This is a genomic window from Pseudoalteromonas sp. Scap06 (assembly GCF_013394165.1).
Lineage (GTDB): Bacteria > Pseudomonadota > Gammaproteobacteria > Enterobacterales > Alteromonadaceae > Pseudoalteromonas.
Genome location: NZ_CP041330.1, coordinates 1900257 through 1918597, shown reverse-complemented (window position 1 = coordinate 1918597; position 18341 = coordinate 1900257). Strand labels below are relative to the sequence as shown.

Sequence of the window (18341 nt, the reverse complement as noted above, 5' to 3'; positions counted from 1 at the left end):
GAATATAAGGTAAACCATGGATTATAATAATAAAACAGTCTGGATCACCGGCGCATCATCAGGTATTGGTGAAGAACTTGCAAAACAATTTGCAGAGCAAGGTGCAAAGGTTATTTTATCAGCGCGAAATATCGATAAACTCAACCAAGTAAAAGGCGAGTTAAAAGGCGAGGGGCACCGCGTTATCCCGCTTGATTTATCAAAGCCCGAAACCCTACTGCAGGATGTATCGGCGCAAATAGATAGCTTAGGCCCCATTGATATTTTAATTAATAACGGCGGTGTATCACAACGTAGCTTATTTTTAGAAAACGACTTTAAAGTGTACCGGCAACTTATGGAAGTAAATTACTTTGGCTTAATTGCACTCACTAAAGCGGTACTACCTTCAATGGTGGCACGTAAAAGCGGTTCAGTAGTGGCTATTAGTAGCGTGGCAGGCAAAGTAGGATCTAAGTTCAGAACCGGATATTCAGGCAGTAAATACGCTGTAGTAGGCTTTATGGATTGCTTACGCGCCGAAGTGGCAGAGCACAATATACATTGTTTAACTATTTGCCCTGGCTCAATTAAAACGGCGATTGCCCATAACTCATTAAACGAGCAAGGGGAAGCGCAAAACAAATCTGAGCCTTCAATAGAAAATGGTATGAACGTAAATGTAGCCGCATCAAAAATGCTCACCGCAATCTACAATAAAAAAGACGAAGTTGTAATAGGCCAAGGGTTAAGTGGTTGGGCACCGTTTATAAAACGGTTTTTCCCAGGATTATTTAATCGCTTAACCGCTAAGGTGGAATATAAATAACTAAGTACAGTACTTAAACGCCAGCATTTAGCTGTTTAGCGCAATGCTGGTTCGTGTTCAGCTTTATGGCTGTTTTTGTACCTTCCAAGGTGGGTTTAATCGATTTTCTCCAGCTTTGTAGAGCTTAATTTTATTTCCTGAAGGGTCTTTTAAAACCGCTTCCTTCCATAGATATCTTTGCTCTGTGGGTTGCTGTTCGAATACGATCCCTTTTTTGATTAACTGCTGGCACAATTGTTCAAGGTCATCGTTCTCAAAATAAATTACAGAATGATTTTCAAAAAATTCACTTTCTAAAGACAATGAAAATGTAGAATCACCTTCAGGGCAACTAAAACGTGCATAATGAGGTGTATCAACGATTTGGGTAAAGCCAAGTGTGCGATAAAAACTCACCGCTTCATTCATATCTTTGACTGGCAAAGTTACTTGATTCAGATTCATTCAAACTCCCACTTCAAAAAAATAGATAAATTTATATGGATTTACTCTCGCCCTGGCTCATGTCCCTCATAACGAGGAAGCTGAGCATCTAAGTCTTCCCAATTAGCTTTTGAGGTGATGAAATTATGCGATATGGGTCGCTCTGTTATATCGCAGGTCAACGCGCCTAATCGAAGGCGATATCTTTGAGGAGATTGAGCGTTAGCACTATAAATTGGAGCACCGCAGGTTTTACAAAAGTACTTACGTTTACCTTCACTACTTTGGTAAAAAGTAAGTGTGCCGTTGTAGTCAGTTAATGTCAGATCGCTGACATTAATAAATCCATTAGTAGCAAAAGCACTGCCACTGGCCTTACGACAAAGCGAACAATGACAATGAATAATATCAGTAACTTTACCATTAATTGAAAAGTTGATTGAGCCGCATAAACAACTACCTGTGTACATCTGTATTCCTTGATTTAATTATAATTTTTTCATTATATTGCATTTTTTCCAGTAAATTTTTGATGCTTTATGGCTTAATTACACACTTTACTAAAAATGCTTTCCTCGCACTCACAAAATCATCAGCGCTTTGATATTCTGCTACTTCAAACAATGCATCAACTCTTTTGGACTAGATTAATAATTCCACTAATTAACGTTAATGTAAATAATTGTTTATGCGAGTTTTTAGGTAGGTTATGAGCATAAGTAAGAGAAGGCAATAATGCTATGAGTATAATGAGCTGTGCTCAATTAAAAGCTGGTTACGATGGAGGTTAAGTTGGGGAATTATCTGGTTGGGCTTAAGTGAATTTAAAAAAGGATGTTTGTAAGTATTAAAACCCCGCGTTTTTAACGCGGGATTGGTTTGAATTGGTAGGCTATATGTTTACTTGGCTTTTTTTGCTTCGAGTGCTTCTATTTCATTCCAGATTTTTTCAGCCTCGTCAGTTAACATCGCATAGCTTTTAATATCGCCTTTTCTTTGTGCTTGCATGCCTTGCTCTAATTTTGCATCGTACTCTTTACGCAATTTTTTGATTGGATCTGGCTTTAAAAATGAAAACATCAACACCCTCGTTGTTTATTAGCTAATTACAGTAACAGTACGCAGTTAAGCTGCAAAAAGTTTGCTGTTACTGTAATTAGATGTATTAAATGACTACTTAGGACCTAGTCGCACAATGCCCTGGCCATCTAATCCAAGGTAAATAGTACCATCATCACCTTGGGCTAGGCTGCGAATACGGCCAATACCTTCAAGTAATTTACTTTGTTTAACGACCTTGCCATCTACTATTTCTAATACGCTAACAAAGGCGTATTTCATTGAAGCGAGTAAAAATTTACCTTTAAGTTCAGGGTATTTATCACCTTTTACTAGCAACATGTCTGAAGGAGCGATAGACGGTGTCCACTGTAATATGGGCGCTTGCATGCCCGGTTTTTCTGTTAAATCGGTAAACGAGGTGCCGCTGTAGTTAATACCGTAACTCACCACGGGCCAGCCGTAGTTAGTTTTAGGTTTAATCATATTAAGCTCATCGCCACCACGGGGGCCGTGTTCGTGTGCCCAAAATACACTATTGTCACCATCGAACCACATACCTTGTGGGTTACGATGCCCATAAGACCAAACCGCTGGTTTTGCACCTTTTTGGTTTACGAAGGGGTTGTCGGATGGAATTTTACCATCGTCGTGTAAACGATAAATTTTACCGCCATCACGGCCTAAATCTTGTGGATTAATATCTCGCGAGCCGCGGTCGCCAATCGAAAAATACACATAGTTTTGGTTATCAAACACAATACGGCTGCCGTAATGCTGACCTTTTTTAGAGTTATGCTCACCTTTGTATAATTGTTGTGACTCAAGTAGTTGGCTGTGATCGTTACTTAGCTTTGCACGCATAAGTGCGGTGTTACTACCTGCGCCATCGCCTTCACTGCTTGAATAAGTAATATATAGCCATTGATTATTAGCAAAATCAGGGTGTAGCTCTAAATCAAGAAGCCCGCCTTGGCCGTTGGCATCTATTTTTGGTAGCCCAGTGATTTTAGTTAAGCTGGTGGAGTTATTACGAAGTAAATAAAGGATACCGCTGCGCTCGGTTATTAATAAGTCACCGTTTGGCAGAGCCTCAATAGCCCACGGAATTGAAATTCCTTGGGCAACAGTTACCGGTTTTACATTAAGCGCTAATTTATCCAATTCTTTAAAATCAACTGCATAAGTACTGAGGCTGGTGAGCCCCGAAAGTGCAAATGCACAACTGATTTTGGCAAGTGTAGAAAATTTTTTACGCGTTGTTACTTTGTTCATAATGGCTTCCAAAATTAACTAAATTTTAACTACCTTAGCACGCTATTTATCATGGTGTTAAGTATTTGGGATAAGTACAAGTGCACGCAATTTAATCGTTGTCCATTGGGTACTTGAGCGTTGTTAACCTTTAAATATCGCTCTAGAAAAATTGAATAATTACTCTAATGGGGTTGAAATTTAAAAATTCGAGCGTACACTTGTGCGCTGAAGTTTGGGCTTACACGTGTATGCTCAAATATAAAGCCCAGCAGAAACTAATGGGTAGTCGATTTAAATAGAGAATTTATAACCATGTTAACTCCGGTATTAGATCAATTTTCAAAATGGTTTTTACACCATCAAAGCTTTGCAGCTTATATTGAGCCGATAATGCAAGTGTTTAAACCTGGGTGGCGCGCTGACCTTTTTCGAGCCAAGGTTGTTGATGTTCAAGCGCTAAGCGGGCAATTTTTAAGTATTTCACTTAAACCAAGTAAAAAGTGGCCTATACATATTGCTGGTCAACACATTAGCTTAACGGTGGAAGCTAATGGACGTTTGCTTACTCGAGTGTTTACTTTGGCATGCAGCCCCGCACAATTTAAGGCGACAGGTTTACTTCGTTTATTAGTAAAAACAGATCAGCAAGGTCATTTTACAAGCCAATTGCAAAATGCATTAGCGGTGCAGCCATGGTGTAATATTTCTTTACCAAGTGGCGACTTTGTATTTAAAAGCTGGCACAAACCCAGCACGTTTATTGCTGGTGGTTCGGGAATCACGCCTATGCTTGCAATGCTTGATCAGCAGCTAAGTAATACTGAGCATCAGATAAAATTAATTTACTTTGCTAAAGCAGGTGAGCATCAATGCACTAATGAGTTAAAAATGCTGACACAGCAATATAATCATTTTTCTTACGTAATGCTTACACGGGATCGAAGCCCATATTTAACTACTCATATAAATACGGACGATAATCCTGATATATATTGCTGTGGTCCTGCTGGCTTTATGCAAGAAGTTGCAGATTTTACTCGTCTACTTAATTTAACCTATTACCAAGAATCGTTTGCTCTATCCATGCCTAAATTGACTGACGACAATCATTTTTCAGTAATAATAAATAAAGACACGCATGTAGTGACTAGTAATGAGGTGCTATTAAACCAGTTTGAAGCAAAAAAACTCCCTGTGCAGCGTGGTTGCGGCATTGGTATTTGCCATCAATGCCAGTGCATTAAAAAGTCGGGAGTGGTGCGTAATTTAAAAACTAATCAATTATCAGATACTGGCGAGCAGTTAATTCAACTGTGCGTGAGCCAAGCCGTTAGCGATTTGGAGTTACAGCTATGACAACTATAAATTATCAACAGTTAGCCGATGATTTAGATGAAATTAAAATGTCGACATTAGCTACAGTTGGGCAAAAGGATGCAAACTATATTCGTTCTATTGTGCGTAAGCAGCGGTTTTGCGAAATAGGCGGACGGATTTTATTTATGCTTGGTTTTGTACAGCCATTATTGTGGGTAGCGGGTGTTTTATTACTTGGTTTGGCTAAAATTCTCGACAACATGGAAATTGGCCACAACGTAATGCATGGTCAATACGATTGGATGAACGACAAACAACTTAACTCTAAAAGCTACGAGTGGGATATAGCCTGCGATGGCCAAAGCTGGAACCGCGTTCATAACTTTGAACATCATACTTACACTAACATTATCGGAAAAGATCGTGACTTTGGTTATGGCTTATTAAGGTTGAGCAATGACTTTAAATGGCGGCTAAAAAATACATGGCAGTTTATTACCTATTTAAATTTAAGCGTGCTGTTTCAGTGGGGCGTGTCGTATCATGAGCTCGCAGGCGAGCGAGTCTTTATAGGTAAAAAGAAACCAAACCGTAAAGGCGCTGTAGCGCATAGCACTTTAAAAAAGCGCTTTTTTAGTAAAGGGGCGCGCCAACTAATTAAAGACTATGTGTTATTTCCAGTTTTGGCGGGACCACTGTTTTTATGGGTATTAAGCGGTAATTTTTTGGCAAACTTAATTCGTAACCTATGGACCTCAACCATTATTTTTTGTGGTCATTTTACCGAGCAAACCCATACCTTTTATGAGCAAGACTGCAAAAACGAAAGCCAAGGGCAGTGGTATTATCGCCAAGCGCTGGGTTCGTCAAACATTAAAGGGGCGCGTTGGTTTCATATTTTAACTGGGCATTTAAGCTTTCAAATAGAGCATCATTTATTTCCTGATATGCCGTCGTCGCGTTATCAAGAAATTGCGCCTAAAGTGCAAGCCGCATTACAAAAGCAGGGGATTGCTTATAATACTGGCGGATTTTTTCAGCAATACACCTCAGTATTAAAGCGTATATTACGTTATTCGTTTAAATAGAGGCTAATAAAATAGCCGCCATCATAATGTACGCATTAATTAATCAGCTAACTATAAAATGTTAGCTGATTATTGCATTAAAAGGTTGGTAAGTGCTTTGTTGATTAAATAATCATCAGTACATGCAAAAAATTCTTCTAATTAATTTAAAAACAGCTCGTTTTGCTATGGTTAAATAGTAGCTGGTTGTCATACAATGGAGAAAAATAGACCACACAAGAGAGAATAAAAATGGCAGCATTTGGTACTGTGTTTATGCCGCAGATGATTCAAGCTAAGTTTTCTGACAATCAGTGGGGCGAAAGCTCAATTGTTCCTTGCGATAAGCTTGAGTTGCATGCAGGTGCACACGTTCTTCATTATTCAAGTACATGTTTTGAAGGCTTAAAAGCCTTTCGTCACGAAGATGGCTCGGTTAATATTTTTAGAATGGACGCTAATATTGCGCGTATGCAGCAAAGTTCTGAATTGCTGAGTTTACCTGCTGTTGATGGCGAAATGCTAAAAACAATGATCATCGATATTGTTCGTGAATACGCCGATGAAACGCCGCTTCCTCCTGGTTCTATGTATATTCGCCCAACCCACATTGGTACAGAAGCTGCCATTGGTAAAGCGGCTGCACCGTCAATGAGTTCATTGCTTTATACGTTATTATCGCCAGTGGGTGATTATTTTTCAGGTGGTGCAACTGCGTTACGTGTTTTACTTGAAGAAGATGGTATGCGCTGTGCCCCGCACATGGGTATGATTAAAAGCGGTGGTAACTATGCCAGCGCACTAGGGCCAATTTCAGCAGCACGCACTAAATATAAAGCCGACCAAATTTTATTTTGCCCAGGCGGCGATGTACAAGAAACCGGTGCCGCAAACTTTATTTTAATTGATGGCAATGAAATCATTACTAAAGCACTCGACAGCACATTTTTACACGGTGTAACCCGTAATAGTATTTTAACCATAGCTAAAGATTTAGGTATGACGGTTAGCGAGCGCAATTTTACAGTCACTGAGCTTTTAGAGCGTGCAGCAAAGCCAGGTACTGAGGCAGCACTTTCAGGCACTGCGGCAGTATTGACTCCAGTAGGTACGTTTATCCATAACGATAAAGAATACAAAGTAGGTAACGGTGAACCAGGGCCAACAACGGCACGCTTACGTCAAGCATTGAACGATATTCAATGGGGCAAGAGCGAAGACAAACACGGTTGGTTAACTAAAATCTAATCGGGTTCTAGGGTCTGTTGACCTTTGCGGATTAAAATTTGTTCAAACTAGGGGCGGTTTAATCGCGGCGCGAGGTTTGTAACCTAGTGGGCTAAGTAAAAACCGAGCAACAAAGAGTAAATCGTCCCTAGGCAGAACCCTTCGGGCAGCGCCTGTTTGGCATTGATGCTGCGTTATCGCCTATTTATGGGGAATAACCACACCACATAGGCTCTGCCTTGCCTAAATACCAAACAGACTGCTGCAAATTTAACCTTGAAAGATCAACAGACCCTAATCTATTAAAAAGCCACACTATTTAGTGTGGCTTTTTGGTTTAAGCTACAGCTTAAAATTTCATTTCAATTTTGCCGTATACATAACGGCCATTAAAACCAAATGGTGAAAAGCCCGAGTACGAGAACAAGCGAGAGAAAGTGGTTACATCGCTCACCAGCTCTCGAGTTGGATCTGGGTATACATCAAACACATTATTAGCGCCTAAGCTCAGAGTAAGGTTATTATTAAGTGCATAGGCAACATCTAAATCGGTGATCCATTTAGGTTCTAACACTTCGTTACGCTCTGGATTTTCAGACGGGTCTTGTGTTTCACCATAACGAGTACTGCGAAGTGTGGTGCGCCATTCGTTAAGTGTCCATGTTGCGCTAAGGTTGTATTTATTGCGCGGCGTGCTCACTTCAAAACGACGTAGCTCGTTACCCGAGAACAAATTATCTTGCTCAACCCCGACACTTTGTAATTGTGCTGGTGGGTCAATAATGTCGGTGACTTGGTTTTTACCGTAGTTGTAACCTAAATTAAACGCTACATCACCGTAATTGTCGGTGATTAAATTATAAGAAGCGACGACGTCAACGCCACGGGTTTTGCTATCGATCGCGTTTAAGAAAAATCGCCCTTGGTTAGCGCCTGTGCCCTCAAGTAAGCTTGCAACGCCTGCGCCTGATAGGTTATTTGATAACACAATACGGTCATCAATTAATATTTGGTAGTAATCCACCGATAAGCTGAAGTTGAAGTCGGTTGACCACGTAAAGCCTACCCCATAGTTAGTAGCTTCTTCTGCGTCTAAACCCGGTGAACCCAATGCAACGGCAACATCGCTGCTTGGCGCAAAGGTACCTGTCTGTGTTGGTTCGCCATCCACAAATACAGTCGCTACCGAGGTAAAGTATTGCTGTTGTAGAGATGGTGCTCTAAACCCAGTTGATACAGAGCCACGCAGTGCTAAGTCTTCTGTAAGTGTATAGCGAGTGGCAATTTTACCATTAAGCGTGTCGCCAAAATCAGAGTAGTCTTCGTAACGGGCGGCTACGGCAACATTCCAGTTATCTGTAATAAAGGCTTCTAAGTCAACGTAAAGGCTAACATTGTGGCGGCTGTTATCACCCGCAGATTCAGGTGTGAACCCCGGGAACACTTGTGAACCTGCAGAGCCGAATGGGCCATTAACCGGATCGGTCACGGCACCACCTGGGCCAAAATTACCACGCGCATAAGAGGCTTCTTCACCTGCTTGAATTTCATACCCTTCGCGGCGATACTCAGCGCCCACTGCCACGTTAATTCCGCTGGCTAAAAAGTCAGCATCAATCTCACGGCTAAAATCAAGATTAATAGTCAGCTGATCGTAAGTTAGCGTGCCGGCATCAAAACTGGTTTGGCTACTTGGCCCATATGAAGTGTTTAAACTATTAATAACACCAAAGTTAAAGGCATCTTGGCCATATACAGCAGAAGCATCGTAGTTCCATTCATTAGCAAAGCCTTTCACTCCTAAAGCCAATGAAAAGTCATCAATGTCTGAGGTGATCACCGGCAAAAAGCCATCAGGGTATATTTCTGTAACGTTACGGCTGTCTTGGGCGCGACGATAAAAACCACCGCCTTCGCCTTCACGCTTGCTGTAAGAGCCAAACGAGTAGAGCTCAGCATCGTTAGTTAGCTGATAACCTGCGTTGTAAAACAGCGCAAAGTCTTCAACAGTGCCGTTACCAAAGTTATGGTTGTAACGATCCCATGTGAATTCGCGTGGGTCGAGAGAGCCATCAGGTAAACGAGCGTAGTTTTCGCGTTGGTCGTAATCAGAGCGGTTGGTAGAGCTGCGATCGCGATATTCACTAGAAATACTCAAAAAGCCGTTATCGCCTAATTCAAACCCCATATTACCTTGCAGAGTTAAGGTTTGGCCGTCGGTAAGCGAGCGGTCGCTGCCCTCAGTAAAAGCTAAGTCACCATTTGCGTCCTCAGAAACCGATTGTAACTGCGCGACACCGTCCATATCGGTAATATTTGCACCATATACGGCACCCAAACTACCGCCACTGCTATTGCTTTTAAGGACGATATTAATCACCCCGGCAATAGCGTCTGAGCCATATTGAGCTGCGGCGCCGTCGCGTAATACTTCAATACGTTCAATCGCGTTTGCAGGTATGGCGTTTAAATCAACCGATGACGAGCCTCGACCCGTTGAGCCGTTTAAATTAAGTAGCGCGTTACTGTGGCGACGTTTACCATTTACGAGCACTAGGGTGTGATCAGGGGCTAAGCCACGCAGTTGAGCGGGGCGTACATGATCGCTGCCATCGGTAATTGATGGTTGGGGGAAATTAAAACTTGGTAATAACGTACTTAATAGTGCATTGGTTTCTGTTTGCCCCGAACTTTTTAAGGCATCATTACTAATAATATCAATAGGAACAGGGCTATCTTCAACTGTGCGGCCTAGTCGGCGAGAGCCAATTACACTAATTTGTTCAATGTTTTCTTGCGCCTGAGTCTCTTGCTCAGCAGCGTTAGCCGTCCATGAGCCTACAAGTGCAGCGGCGATACTTAAAGTGATGGTCTTTTTTGCTGTAAATAGCGGTGTAATTTGCATAACTAATTTCCCTCATTCGATGCTCTTCAGGTGGTTTCAATATAGTGTTTGTTAGAATAATGAACTAATTGAAATTACTGTTGCCAAATTAGACTATTTTTATAATCGAGGTCAATTGAATTACATTCAATCTACAATTTATTTACAGCAAGTAAGGTGAGGTGTTTATAATACCGAGGCGTAAGTAGCCATTTACCATTTAATTCTGCCAATCAACATATCTTTAAACATGACCCAATCACCCAATAAACTGTAAAACGGGTGCTTAAATGTGGCGGGGCGGTTTTTTTCAAAAAAGAAATGCCCAACCCATGCAAAGCCATAACCAATCACCGGTAATAACCATAACAATACGAATTGCGAGCTAATAAGCGCATAGCCGACTAGTAACAACACTAAACTACTGCCAATAAAATGCAGTCTGCGACAGGTTTTATTCCGATGCTCTTTTAAATAGAAAGGGTAAAAGCGTTTAAAGCTAGAAAAGGATTTAGTTTCTGTCATTACTCAACCTGCGAGTGCTTAAAAGTCGTTCGTTTATTTAAGCGCAATTTAGCGTAGGTTAACAGCGATAAATGACGTTTACCGCATCTCAATAGACAAAAGCAGTAAAAGTTAATAGGTTAGGTTCACTATAGATAAAATAATGATAAAGCAATGCTTAAAAAAACACTGACCTGTGCGGTTGTAATCGCACTTGCGGGTTGTTCACAACCTGCAGAAAACACCACTCAAAATGAAGTAAAAACAGCTATGAAAGCAGTTAACTCACTAGATTACCCTGAAACTAAAAAAGGCACTGTGGTTGACACTTACTTTGGTGAAACCGTGGCTGATCCGTATCGCTGGTTAGAAGATGATATGAGTGATGAAACGGCTCAATGGGTTAAAACTCAAAACAAGCTTACCTTTTCGTATTTAGAGCAAGTGCCTTACAGAGACACACTCAAACAGCGCCTTGAAAAACTCATGAACTACGAAAAAATCAGCGCCCCGTTTACTGAAGGTGATTATACTTATTTTTATAAAAATGATGGCCTGCAAAACCAGTACGTTTTATACCGCAGCAAAGACGGCGGTGAAGCTGAAGTGTTCTTAGATCCTAATACTTTTAGTGAAGATGGCACCACTTCAATGTCGGGTTTATCATTTTCAGAAGATGGTTCATTGTTAGCGTACCAAATTTCAGAAGGTGGTAGTGATTGGCGTAAAATCATTGTTATAGACACTGAAACCAAAGAGCAGGTAGAACAAGCACTAGTTGATGTTAAATTTAGTGGCGTTAGCTGGCTAGCAAATGACGGTTTTTACTATTCAAGCTACGATAAGCCAGAGGGCAGTGAGCTTTCTGCAAAAACTGATCAACATAAAGTGTATTACCATAAGTTAGGCCAAGATCAAGGCGAAGATACTTTAGTATTTGGCGATACAGCAGAACAAAAACACCGCTATGTGGGCGCTAAAGCAACCAAAGATGGTCGTTACTTGTTTATTAGTGCCAGCGTATCGACCTCTGGTAATAAGTTATTTATTAAAGATTTAACCAAGCCAGATAGCGAATTTGTGACCGTAGTGGGTAATACCGACTCTGATACCAGCGTAATTGATAACGAAGGCAGCAAGCTATTTTTGGTTACTAACTTAAATGCACCAAATAAAAAAGTAGTGACGGTTGATGCAAGCAATCCAGAGCCTGAAAATTGGCAAGATTTTATCCCAGAGACTGAAAATGTACTTAATGTAACGCTTGGCGGAAATACGTTTTTTGCCAACTACATGGTTGATGCTATTTCAAAAGTGAAGCAGTACAACAATAAAGGCGAATTGATCCGCGAAATTAGCTTACCAGGTGTTGGTACAGCGAGTGGTTTTGGCGGTAAAAAAGAGCAAACTACGCTCTATTACTCGTTTACTAACTACAAAACGCCAGGCACGACTTACAGCTTTGACGCGCAAAGCGGTGAGTCAAAAGTATACCGTAAGTCAGGGATAGATTTTAATAGCGATAACTATACCTCTGAGCAAGTATTTTATACCTCTAAAGATGGCACTAAAGTACCGATGATTATCACTTATAAAAGTGATATTAAATTAGATGGCAGCAACCCAACTATTTTATATGGCTATGGTGGCTTTAATATAAGCTTAACACCTCGCTTTAGCCCTACAACAGCGGCTTGGCTTGAGCAAGGCGGCGTATACGCAGTTGCTAATATTCGTGGTGGTGGTGAATACGGTAAAGAGTGGCATAAAGCAGGTACACAATTGCAAAAGCAAAACGTATTTGACGACTTTATTGCTGCAGCTGAATACTTACAAGATAAAAAATACACCTCTAAAAAACGCTTAGCACTGCGTGGTGGTTCAAACGGTGGGTTATTAGTGGGTGCTGTAATGACTCAGCGACCTGACTTGTTTCAAGTTGCGTTACCTGCGGTAGGCGTATTGGATATGCTTCGTTATCATACATTTACAGCTGGCGCTGGTTGGGCATACGATTACGGTACTAGCGACCAAAGTAAAGAAATGTTTGATTACTTAAAAGGTTACTCGCCAATTCATAACGTAAAAGCAGGGGTTGAATATCCGGCGACTATGATCACTACAGGCGATCATGATGACCGCGTTGTACCGTCGCATTCATTCAAATTTGCAGCTGAACTTCAAGCGAATCAAGCAGGTACTAACCCAACGCTTATCCGTATTGAAACCAATGCAGGCCATGGTGCAGGTACACCAACCAGTAAAATTATTGACCTTTATGCCGACATGTACGGTTTTACGCTTTACAACATGGGTATTAAATCACTGTAGTGTGATTTTATAAACTAACGAAAAGCCGAGTTACGTGTGTGACTCGGCTTTTTATGTTGACTAACCTGAGTTCAGATTAGCTAACTTATTGTATAGGAGAGAACAACCGTTGATAGGTTTTATAAGCGTATTCGTCGCTCATACCGCTTAAATAGTCACAAATAATACGCATGCCTTGATTATGTTTCTCAGCTTCAAGGTACAGTGCTTGCGTGGTTTCGGGTAATAAGCGCAGCGGATCACTGGCAAACGCAGTAAATAATTCTATGAGTAGATTTTGCCCTTTAAATTCTATTTGCTGCATTTGCGGGTCGCGTATTAAACGCTGAAATACAAAGTGTTTGAGGATCTGTAGCACATTTTCGTATTGCTGATCTAATTTTGCGGTGTGCTTTAAAATAGGGCACTCAAATTCATCGTTTTGGGTATCTAAATGAATATGAATAATAAAGGTATTCACCAGTTCGCCTATGGCGTCTTTTCGCTCATGTTCATACTTTGAAAATAACCGCTTGGAGAGTGACTCCAGCAAAGTGTTTAACCAGTCATAGTCAAGTGCTTGTAAATGCGGCAATGCATGGGTTAGCCAATCGTCTAAACTAAGAACATCGGTAGCTATTGCATCCTCAAGATCGTGAACGGCATAAGCAATGTCATCAGCCAGTTCCATAATGGCACTGTCGAGTGATTTATAACGGGTTTTAGCGCGGTAAGCATCTGCGTGTTCTTGGCTAGATAATAACGCTTTATCACTTGCGCTAAGAGGCTCAATAATCCAATTAAATATCGCGGCATCGTCATTGTAAATACCTTTGGCTGGTCGCCAGTCATCGGCTTTTATAAACGCACGCTGTTTAGTTTCTTGTGGGATGTTATGCCAAAGGTTATCAATAAAAGCTGGGTACTTAATAAATCCTAACAAGGTGCGTCTAGTTAAGTTCATGCCGTAGCCGTTACTATAGGGCTCTAGCTTTGCCACAATGCGCAGTGTTTGTGCGTTACCCTCAAAACCACCATGATCACGCATCATATAGTTAAGTGCAATTTCGCCACCATGCCCAAACGGTGGATGACCTATATCGTGCGCTAAACATAGGGTTTCGAGCAATCCAGTAGATGGAAAATGTTCAAAGCTTGGATGTTGGGCCTTTAAATGGCGTAATATGCCGGTGCCTATTTGCGAGACTTCTAATGAATGGGTAAGGCGTGTACGGTAAAAGTCGTTTAAGCCAATACCCATTATTTGGGTTTTAGCTTGAAGACGCCTAAATGCAGCAGCATGAATGATTCGTGAGCGGTCTATTTGCCAAGGAGAGCGGTTATCGTTAGGGCGGTGCTTATATTGTTCAATTATTCTATTTTGCCACTGTTTATCCATGTCTCAACCTATCAATTCGTCTTCGGCTTTAGCACTTAGTATATTATAAATTGTAAGCAATAGGTGTATGAATTTTATTCGGTTGTTCAGTATTCGCGTTTATAAAGTGGCTTAGGTATAATGATGTTTCGTATGTATGTGACTACACCATACATAACTTAGAGTTAAATTGAGATAATACATGTTAAAAACTATTTTTCAGTTGTTGTTAGCCGCCGTTGTTATTTGGGCGTTGACCCTTCCGTTTATTGATGCTGATGAACTAGTATCAGACGAGCAAACCAGCACTAACGATATTAAAAAACAGAAGAAGAAAGAAAAACCATTGCACAACGTTAAGTTGCCAAAGTTCTCAGAATTCACTGATGTGAAAGAGAAAAAACATGCGTTTTTTAACTTTATTAAGCCTCATGTAGAAGCCGAAAACAAAAAGATTTTACAACAACGTGCAAACCTTGAAATTGCACGCATGATGATAGAGCACAGTGAACCGCTCAGTAAAAAACAAACGGGTGATATTAAAAAAATACTTAAGTCGTACGGATTATCTGAAACCTTAGATACCATTACTTTAAGCCAAGCACTGCGCCGCGTAGACATCATTCCTAAAGAAATGGCCTTAATGCAGGCAGCCAATGAGTCTGCATGGGGTACTTCGCGTTTTGCACGAATTGGCTTAAACTTTTTTGGCCAATGGTGCTACAAAAAAGGCTGTGGCATGGTGCCAAGAAGACGTAATAGTGAAGCCGAGCATGAAGTGGCTGCATTTAAATCGGTACGTGCAGCAGTAAGCTCTTATTTTAAAAATATTAATACCCACAATGCTTACAAAGAGTTACGTACTATACGCGAAGACTTACGCGCACAACAAAAACCTATTTTAGCGACTAAATTAACGTATGGTTTAATGTCTTACTCTGAACGTGGTGAAGCGTACATTGAAGAATTAAATACAATGATAAATCAAAACCGAGCGTACTTTAATGAATAAAATGGTATTAAAATTAGTTACAGCCAGCTTTTTTGCAATAGCCGCTAGTAGTGCGGTTGCTAAAGAGTTTGTAATGTCGTACGACGGTTTTTACGACCGTTTAAAAGTGGTAAACAAAGGGGACTTTCAGTACGCCCGCGTAAACTTTTATATTAGCGATATTGGTACTAACGAAGTATGTAGTATTAAGAGTGGTACTATTTTAACTGAAAAAAATGAGTACCCGCTTAATTATACCGACAAAGCGCAATTGCTATTACCGTTCGATAAACAGCTAGATACCGATAAAGCGGTGATTGTAGTTCAGCCAAAAAATCCGGTTCACGACTGTCAGTTAAAGTTACAAATAGAAGCTAATGAACTAGATGGACTGGCGTTATCAAAGCAATCGTTATTAGTTATTAATAATGAGCTTGAAGAGCTATTAACAGACCTATCTGGCTTTTTTGTTAGCAAACTAATGTGGTTTTTATTGCCTGAACAAAAAGGCGTGGTTGTTACCTTTAAAACTCCAAAGCAATTTGATGATGAGCTTATAACATGCGAAAAGTCAGTGTGTTATTTTGAAGTAACCGATAGCTGGGAAGATAACACAACCATATTAGCTGATATTAACGAGGTTGTTAAAGTAACGCCTTGGATCAGTAAGTAACCATAAAAATGGTAAACGTATAAAAGCGGCATCAACTATGATGTCGTTTTTTTATGACTAAATTAAATGATGGCAGAGGGGGCTTTTGCTAACAAGCTTTTTTCATCGTGGGTGACCACTCTATTTCGGCCTGTTTCTTTAGCAAGATAAAGCCGTTTATCGGCTTGCAACAACAGTTCTTGCATATTTAGTTCGCGCACTAACATGCTACTTACCCCAGCACTTACAGACAGTGCAATGCTATTACCATTAAAATAAAACGGGTATTCATTAATGCTACTACAAAGCTTTTGAGCTAACAGCCTAGCTTGCGCTAAGTTCTGTTGATTAAGAAAAATAGCAAACTCTTCTCCGCCAATCCGAGCAGTAACTCCAAGCTCAAAAAACAATTCGTTAATATGTTGTGCAATCCACTTTATCGCTTCATCGCCAGTTTCATGGCCGTATTGGTCGTTCACTTGTTTAAACAGGTCAATATCGAGCATGATCAACGATACTCTGCTGTTAAGAGGCGCGGTTTTAGTTATTTTTTTACATAAACGGAAAAATCCACGCCTGTTTAAAAGCTGTGTTAAAGGATCGTGATTCGCTAAATTTATTAGTTTAGACTCAGCATTAGCAAACTTAATAAACGGTAAAATTAGCGCAGTAGCGGTAGTTAAAAATAAATGCGTTACCAATAACAACTGTAATCCAAAAGCTAAGCTGGCTTGACTTATTTGGCTTGAATAGAGCAAAACAAGGAGTACAACTTGCAACAGCATCACCACACTGTGTATTGCAAAACAGGCAACGAGTAAGCGTTGTTGGACTACAGCAACACTTGGAGTTTTAATCATTAAATACGCAGCGTAGCTAAATAATACAGAAGCAATAATACTGGTAATAATTTGCCCTGCATCAATAAGGTACACTGCAAGTAAAAGCGTGCAGCACATGGCGCTTGCATAGTATAAAGGCGTTAATTTTATCGCGGGCGCTTGGCTTTGTGGTATTAACCCTAAAATAATGAGTAATGGGCTTAAAATAATAAAAACGTAAGCAAAAAAATGGGTTAATAATGGAAACTCAATAAAATCTCTTAAACCAATTAGTGCAATTGCGGTAATAAACGAGCAACAGGCGGTCGCAAAAAATAAATAGCAAGGTTGTTTTTTGTATCTATAAACAGAAAAAAAGAACACAGCAATAAACAAGTTAAGAATAAAACAGAGGCTAATTAATGTAGGTAAATGAAGCATGTTTAAGGGGCTCTTTTAGCTAATTGAAGGCGTTTATACAGCTATAAGTATTAGGTAGTAACACAAAAATAGCAAGAGGGTAAAAAGTATTAACTTTACCCCCTACTACAAACTTAACCCGTTAAGGCCAGTAGCTAGACTAAACTTTCTAATGCAGCGTCAATTTTAGTAAAGTGAAAACGATAGTTATGGTCTAATGCTTTTTTAGGTACCACATACTGGCCGGTAGTAAGTAAGTCGGCCATTTCACCCATTAATATATTAAGCACCCCAGCAGGCATAGGCATAAACGCAGGGCGAGATAATGCTTTTCCTAATGATTTACTAAACTGCTTGTTACTTACCGGCTCAGGGGCTGTAGCGTTGATAGCACCAGATATTTGTTTATTGCGAATTAAAAATAAAATGAGCTGAACCATATCATCTATATGGATCCACGACATACCTTGCTCACCATTGCCAATTGGACCACCTACGCAAAGCTTAAATGCTGGTAACATTTTACCAAGCGCGCCGCCTTTTTTAGCCAATACAATACCGGTACGTAATAAGCACACTCGAGTTTCGTCAGACTCAGCCTTTAAAGCTGCTTGCTCCCAATCTTTGCACAGTTGGTGGCTAAATTCATCATGAGGCTCTGTATTGTTTTCATCAACCAGAGTGTCGCCTTGTCGACCATAATAACCAATTGCACTGCCAGATATAAAAGTATGTGGCGGGGTATGGCACTGCTTAATAGCATCACTAATCGCTTGCGTAACAATGATTCGGCTATCGCGAATGACTGCTTTTTGTTTATTACTCCAACGTTTATTTACAATAGGTTCACCGGCTAAGTTAATAACCACGTCAACGGTATTAAAATCAACATCTTCAAGGCTATCAATAGCGTTAACCTGGTGCCCTAACAATACTTTTGCTTTGGTTGGGTTTCTGCTCAGTACAGTAACATCGTGGTGGTGCAACAAGAAAGGGCAAAGGTGCCTACCAATTAAGCCTGTGGCGCCAGTAAAAAATATATGCATTGCAACTCCGAAATTATAAAAAAAGCAGGATGTTTAAAATTTATACTCTCCAGCTCAACGATTTGCAAACTTATACGTACCAATAATTTTTATGATCACCTAGGGTCTGTTGGTCTTTGCGGATTAATATTTGTTCAAACTAGGGGCAATTTAATCGCGGCGGGAGGTTTGTAACCT

The 18341-nt window shown here is 40.4% G+C and carries 16 protein-coding genes; 7 read left to right on the top strand and 9 right to left on the bottom strand.

Features of this window, described 5'->3' with window-relative positions; genetic code table 11:
* The first annotated feature begins 16 nt into the window (after window positions 1-16).
* Entirely contained in the window at window positions 17-808 is a 792-nt protein-coding gene (locus FLM47_RS08820; RefSeq protein ID WP_178956186.1) for an SDR family oxidoreductase, read from the top strand.
* 63 nt (window positions 809-871) lie between these two features.
* Here FLM47_RS08820 and FLM47_RS08815 read toward each other — a convergent pair whose 3' ends face one another.
* From FLM47_RS08815 to FLM47_RS08800, 4 genes are all read right to left on the bottom strand, one after another.
* Window positions 872-1252, bottom strand: coding sequence for a VOC family protein (locus tag FLM47_RS08815; protein ID WP_178956185.1), 381 nt, complete (start codon window positions 1250-1252; stop codon window positions 872-874).
* Between the two features lie 41 nt (window positions 1253-1293).
* Window positions 1294-1701, bottom strand: coding sequence for a GFA family protein (locus FLM47_RS08810; protein WP_178956184.1), 408 nt, complete (start codon window positions 1699-1701; stop codon window positions 1294-1296).
* Window positions 1702-2131: 430 nt separating this feature from the next.
* Window positions 2132-2311 (bottom strand): DUF6435 family protein, encoded by a 180-nt coding sequence (locus FLM47_RS08805; RefSeq protein ID WP_010390276.1) that lies wholly within the window; start codon window positions 2309-2311, stop codon window positions 2132-2134.
* Window positions 2312-2404: 93 nt separating this feature from the next.
* On the bottom strand, window positions 2405-3565 hold the full coding sequence (locus FLM47_RS08800; protein ID WP_178956183.1) for a PQQ-dependent sugar dehydrogenase: 1161 nt from the start codon (window positions 3563-3565) through the stop codon (window positions 2405-2407).
* Window positions 3566-3859: 294 nt separating this feature from the next.
* Here FLM47_RS08800 and FLM47_RS08795 point away from each other — a divergent pair, with 294 nt between their 5' ends.
* The 3 genes from FLM47_RS08795 (at window position 3860) to FLM47_RS08785 (ending at window position 7179) form a co-directional block, all read left to right on the top strand.
* Window positions 3860-4903 (top strand): flavin reductase family protein, encoded by a 1044-nt coding sequence (locus tag FLM47_RS08795; RefSeq protein WP_178956182.1) that lies wholly within the window; start codon window positions 3860-3862, stop codon window positions 4901-4903.
* Window positions 4900-5952: an acyl-CoA desaturase gene (locus FLM47_RS08790; protein WP_178956181.1), complete on the top strand. Its 1053-nt coding sequence runs from the start codon at window positions 4900-4902 to the stop codon at window positions 5950-5952. The genes FLM47_RS08795 and FLM47_RS08790 overlap by 4 nt, the downstream gene beginning before the upstream one ends.
* Before the next feature lie 225 nt (window positions 5953-6177).
* Window positions 6178-7179 (top strand): branched-chain amino acid aminotransferase, encoded by a 1002-nt coding sequence (locus FLM47_RS08785; protein WP_304644689.1) that lies wholly within the window; start codon window positions 6178-6180, stop codon window positions 7177-7179.
* A 328-nt stretch (window positions 7180-7507) separates the two neighbouring features.
* Here the strand turns inward: FLM47_RS08785 and FLM47_RS08780 are convergent, their stop codons facing one another.
* Both FLM47_RS08780 and FLM47_RS08775 read right to left on the bottom strand, forming a co-directional pair.
* Window positions 7508-10063, bottom strand: coding sequence for a TonB-dependent siderophore receptor (locus FLM47_RS08780; protein ID WP_178956180.1), 2556 nt, complete (start codon window positions 10061-10063; stop codon window positions 7508-7510).
* Between the two features lie 192 nt (window positions 10064-10255).
* A complete protein-coding gene (locus FLM47_RS08775) occupies window positions 10256-10567 on the bottom strand; it encodes a DUF962 domain-containing protein (RefSeq protein ID WP_178956179.1) in 312 nt (103 codons plus the stop codon).
* A 153-nt stretch (window positions 10568-10720) separates the two neighbouring features.
* Between FLM47_RS08775 and FLM47_RS08770 the strand changes: the two genes are divergently transcribed.
* Window positions 10721-12877 (top strand): prolyl oligopeptidase family protein, encoded by a 2157-nt coding sequence (locus FLM47_RS08770; protein WP_178956178.1) that lies wholly within the window; start codon window positions 10721-10723, stop codon window positions 12875-12877.
* Window positions 12878-12962: 85 nt separating this feature from the next.
* On the opposite strand, the gene FLM47_RS08765 is transcribed toward FLM47_RS08770, so the two are convergent.
* A complete protein-coding gene (locus FLM47_RS08765) occupies window positions 12963-14255 on the bottom strand; it encodes an anti-phage deoxyguanosine triphosphatase (protein WP_178956177.1) in 1293 nt (430 codons plus the stop codon).
* Between the two features lie 181 nt (window positions 14256-14436).
* Between FLM47_RS08765 and FLM47_RS08760 the strand changes: the two genes are divergently transcribed.
* Together FLM47_RS08760 and FLM47_RS08755 are read left to right on the top strand one after the other, a co-directional pair.
* On the top strand, window positions 14437-15246 hold the full coding sequence (locus tag FLM47_RS08760; protein WP_138609487.1) for a glucosaminidase domain-containing protein: 810 nt from the start codon (window positions 14437-14439) through the stop codon (window positions 15244-15246).
* Window positions 15239-15898 carry a DUF2987 domain-containing protein gene (locus FLM47_RS08755; protein ID WP_256729707.1) on the top strand — a complete coding sequence of 220 codons (660 nt, stop codon included), beginning with the start codon at window positions 15239-15241 and terminating at the stop codon, window positions 15896-15898. The genes FLM47_RS08760 and FLM47_RS08755 overlap by 8 nt, the downstream gene beginning before the upstream one ends.
* A 62-nt stretch (window positions 15899-15960) precedes the next feature.
* Here the strand turns inward: FLM47_RS08755 and FLM47_RS08750 are convergent, their stop codons facing one another.
* The gene (locus tag FLM47_RS08750) at window positions 15961-17139 is read right to left on the bottom strand and encodes a GGDEF domain-containing protein (protein WP_178956176.1); all 1179 of its coding nucleotides are present in this window, start codon (window positions 17137-17139) and stop codon (window positions 15961-15963) included.
* 134 nt (window positions 17140-17273) lie between these two features.
* On the bottom strand, window positions 17274-18164 hold the full coding sequence (locus FLM47_RS08745; RefSeq protein WP_178956175.1) for a TIGR01777 family oxidoreductase: 891 nt from the start codon (window positions 18162-18164) through the stop codon (window positions 17274-17276).
* Window positions 18165-18341 lie beyond the last annotated feature (177 nt).

Coding starts and splice junctions, on each gene's coding strand:
- FLM47_RS08770 (WP_178956178.1), top strand. CDS start 10,721: ATGCTTAAAAAAACACTGACCTGTGCGGTTGTAATCGCACTTGCGGGT.
- FLM47_RS08820 (WP_178956186.1), top strand. CDS start 17: ATGGATTATAATAATAAAACAGTCTGGATCACCGGCGCATCATCAGGT.
- FLM47_RS08790 (WP_178956181.1), top strand. CDS start 4,900: ATGACAACTATAAATTATCAACAGTTAGCCGATGATTTAGATGAAATT.
- FLM47_RS08805 (WP_010390276.1), bottom strand. CDS start 2,311: ATGTTTTCATTTTTAAAGCCAGATCCAATCAAAAAATTGCGTAAAGAG.
- FLM47_RS08745 (WP_178956175.1), bottom strand. CDS start 18,164: ATGCATATATTTTTTACTGGCGCCACAGGCTTAATTGGTAGGCACCTT.
- FLM47_RS08750 (WP_178956176.1), bottom strand. CDS start 17,139: ATGCTTCATTTACCTACATTAATTAGCCTCTGTTTTATTCTTAACTTG.
- FLM47_RS08815 (WP_178956185.1), bottom strand. CDS start 1,252: ATGAATCTGAATCAAGTAACTTTGCCAGTCAAAGATATGAATGAAGCG.
- FLM47_RS08775 (WP_178956179.1), bottom strand. CDS start 10,567: ATGACAGAAACTAAATCCTTTTCTAGCTTTAAACGCTTTTACCCTTTC.
- FLM47_RS08760 (WP_138609487.1), top strand. CDS start 14,437: ATGTTAAAAACTATTTTTCAGTTGTTGTTAGCCGCCGTTGTTATTTGG.
- FLM47_RS08800 (WP_178956183.1), bottom strand. CDS start 3,565: ATGAACAAAGTAACAACGCGTAAAAAATTTTCTACACTTGCCAAAATC.
- FLM47_RS08810 (WP_178956184.1), bottom strand. CDS start 1,701: ATGTACACAGGTAGTTGTTTATGCGGCTCAATCAACTTTTCAATTAAT.
- FLM47_RS08795 (WP_178956182.1), top strand. CDS start 3,860: ATGTTAACTCCGGTATTAGATCAATTTTCAAAATGGTTTTTACACCAT.
- FLM47_RS08765 (WP_178956177.1), bottom strand. CDS start 14,255: ATGGATAAACAGTGGCAAAATAGAATAATTGAACAATATAAGCACCGC.
- FLM47_RS08780 (WP_178956180.1), bottom strand. CDS start 10,063: ATGCAAATTACACCGCTATTTACAGCAAAAAAGACCATCACTTTAAGT.
- FLM47_RS08755 (WP_256729707.1), top strand. CDS start 15,239: ATGAATAAAATGGTATTAAAATTAGTTACAGCCAGCTTTTTTGCAATA.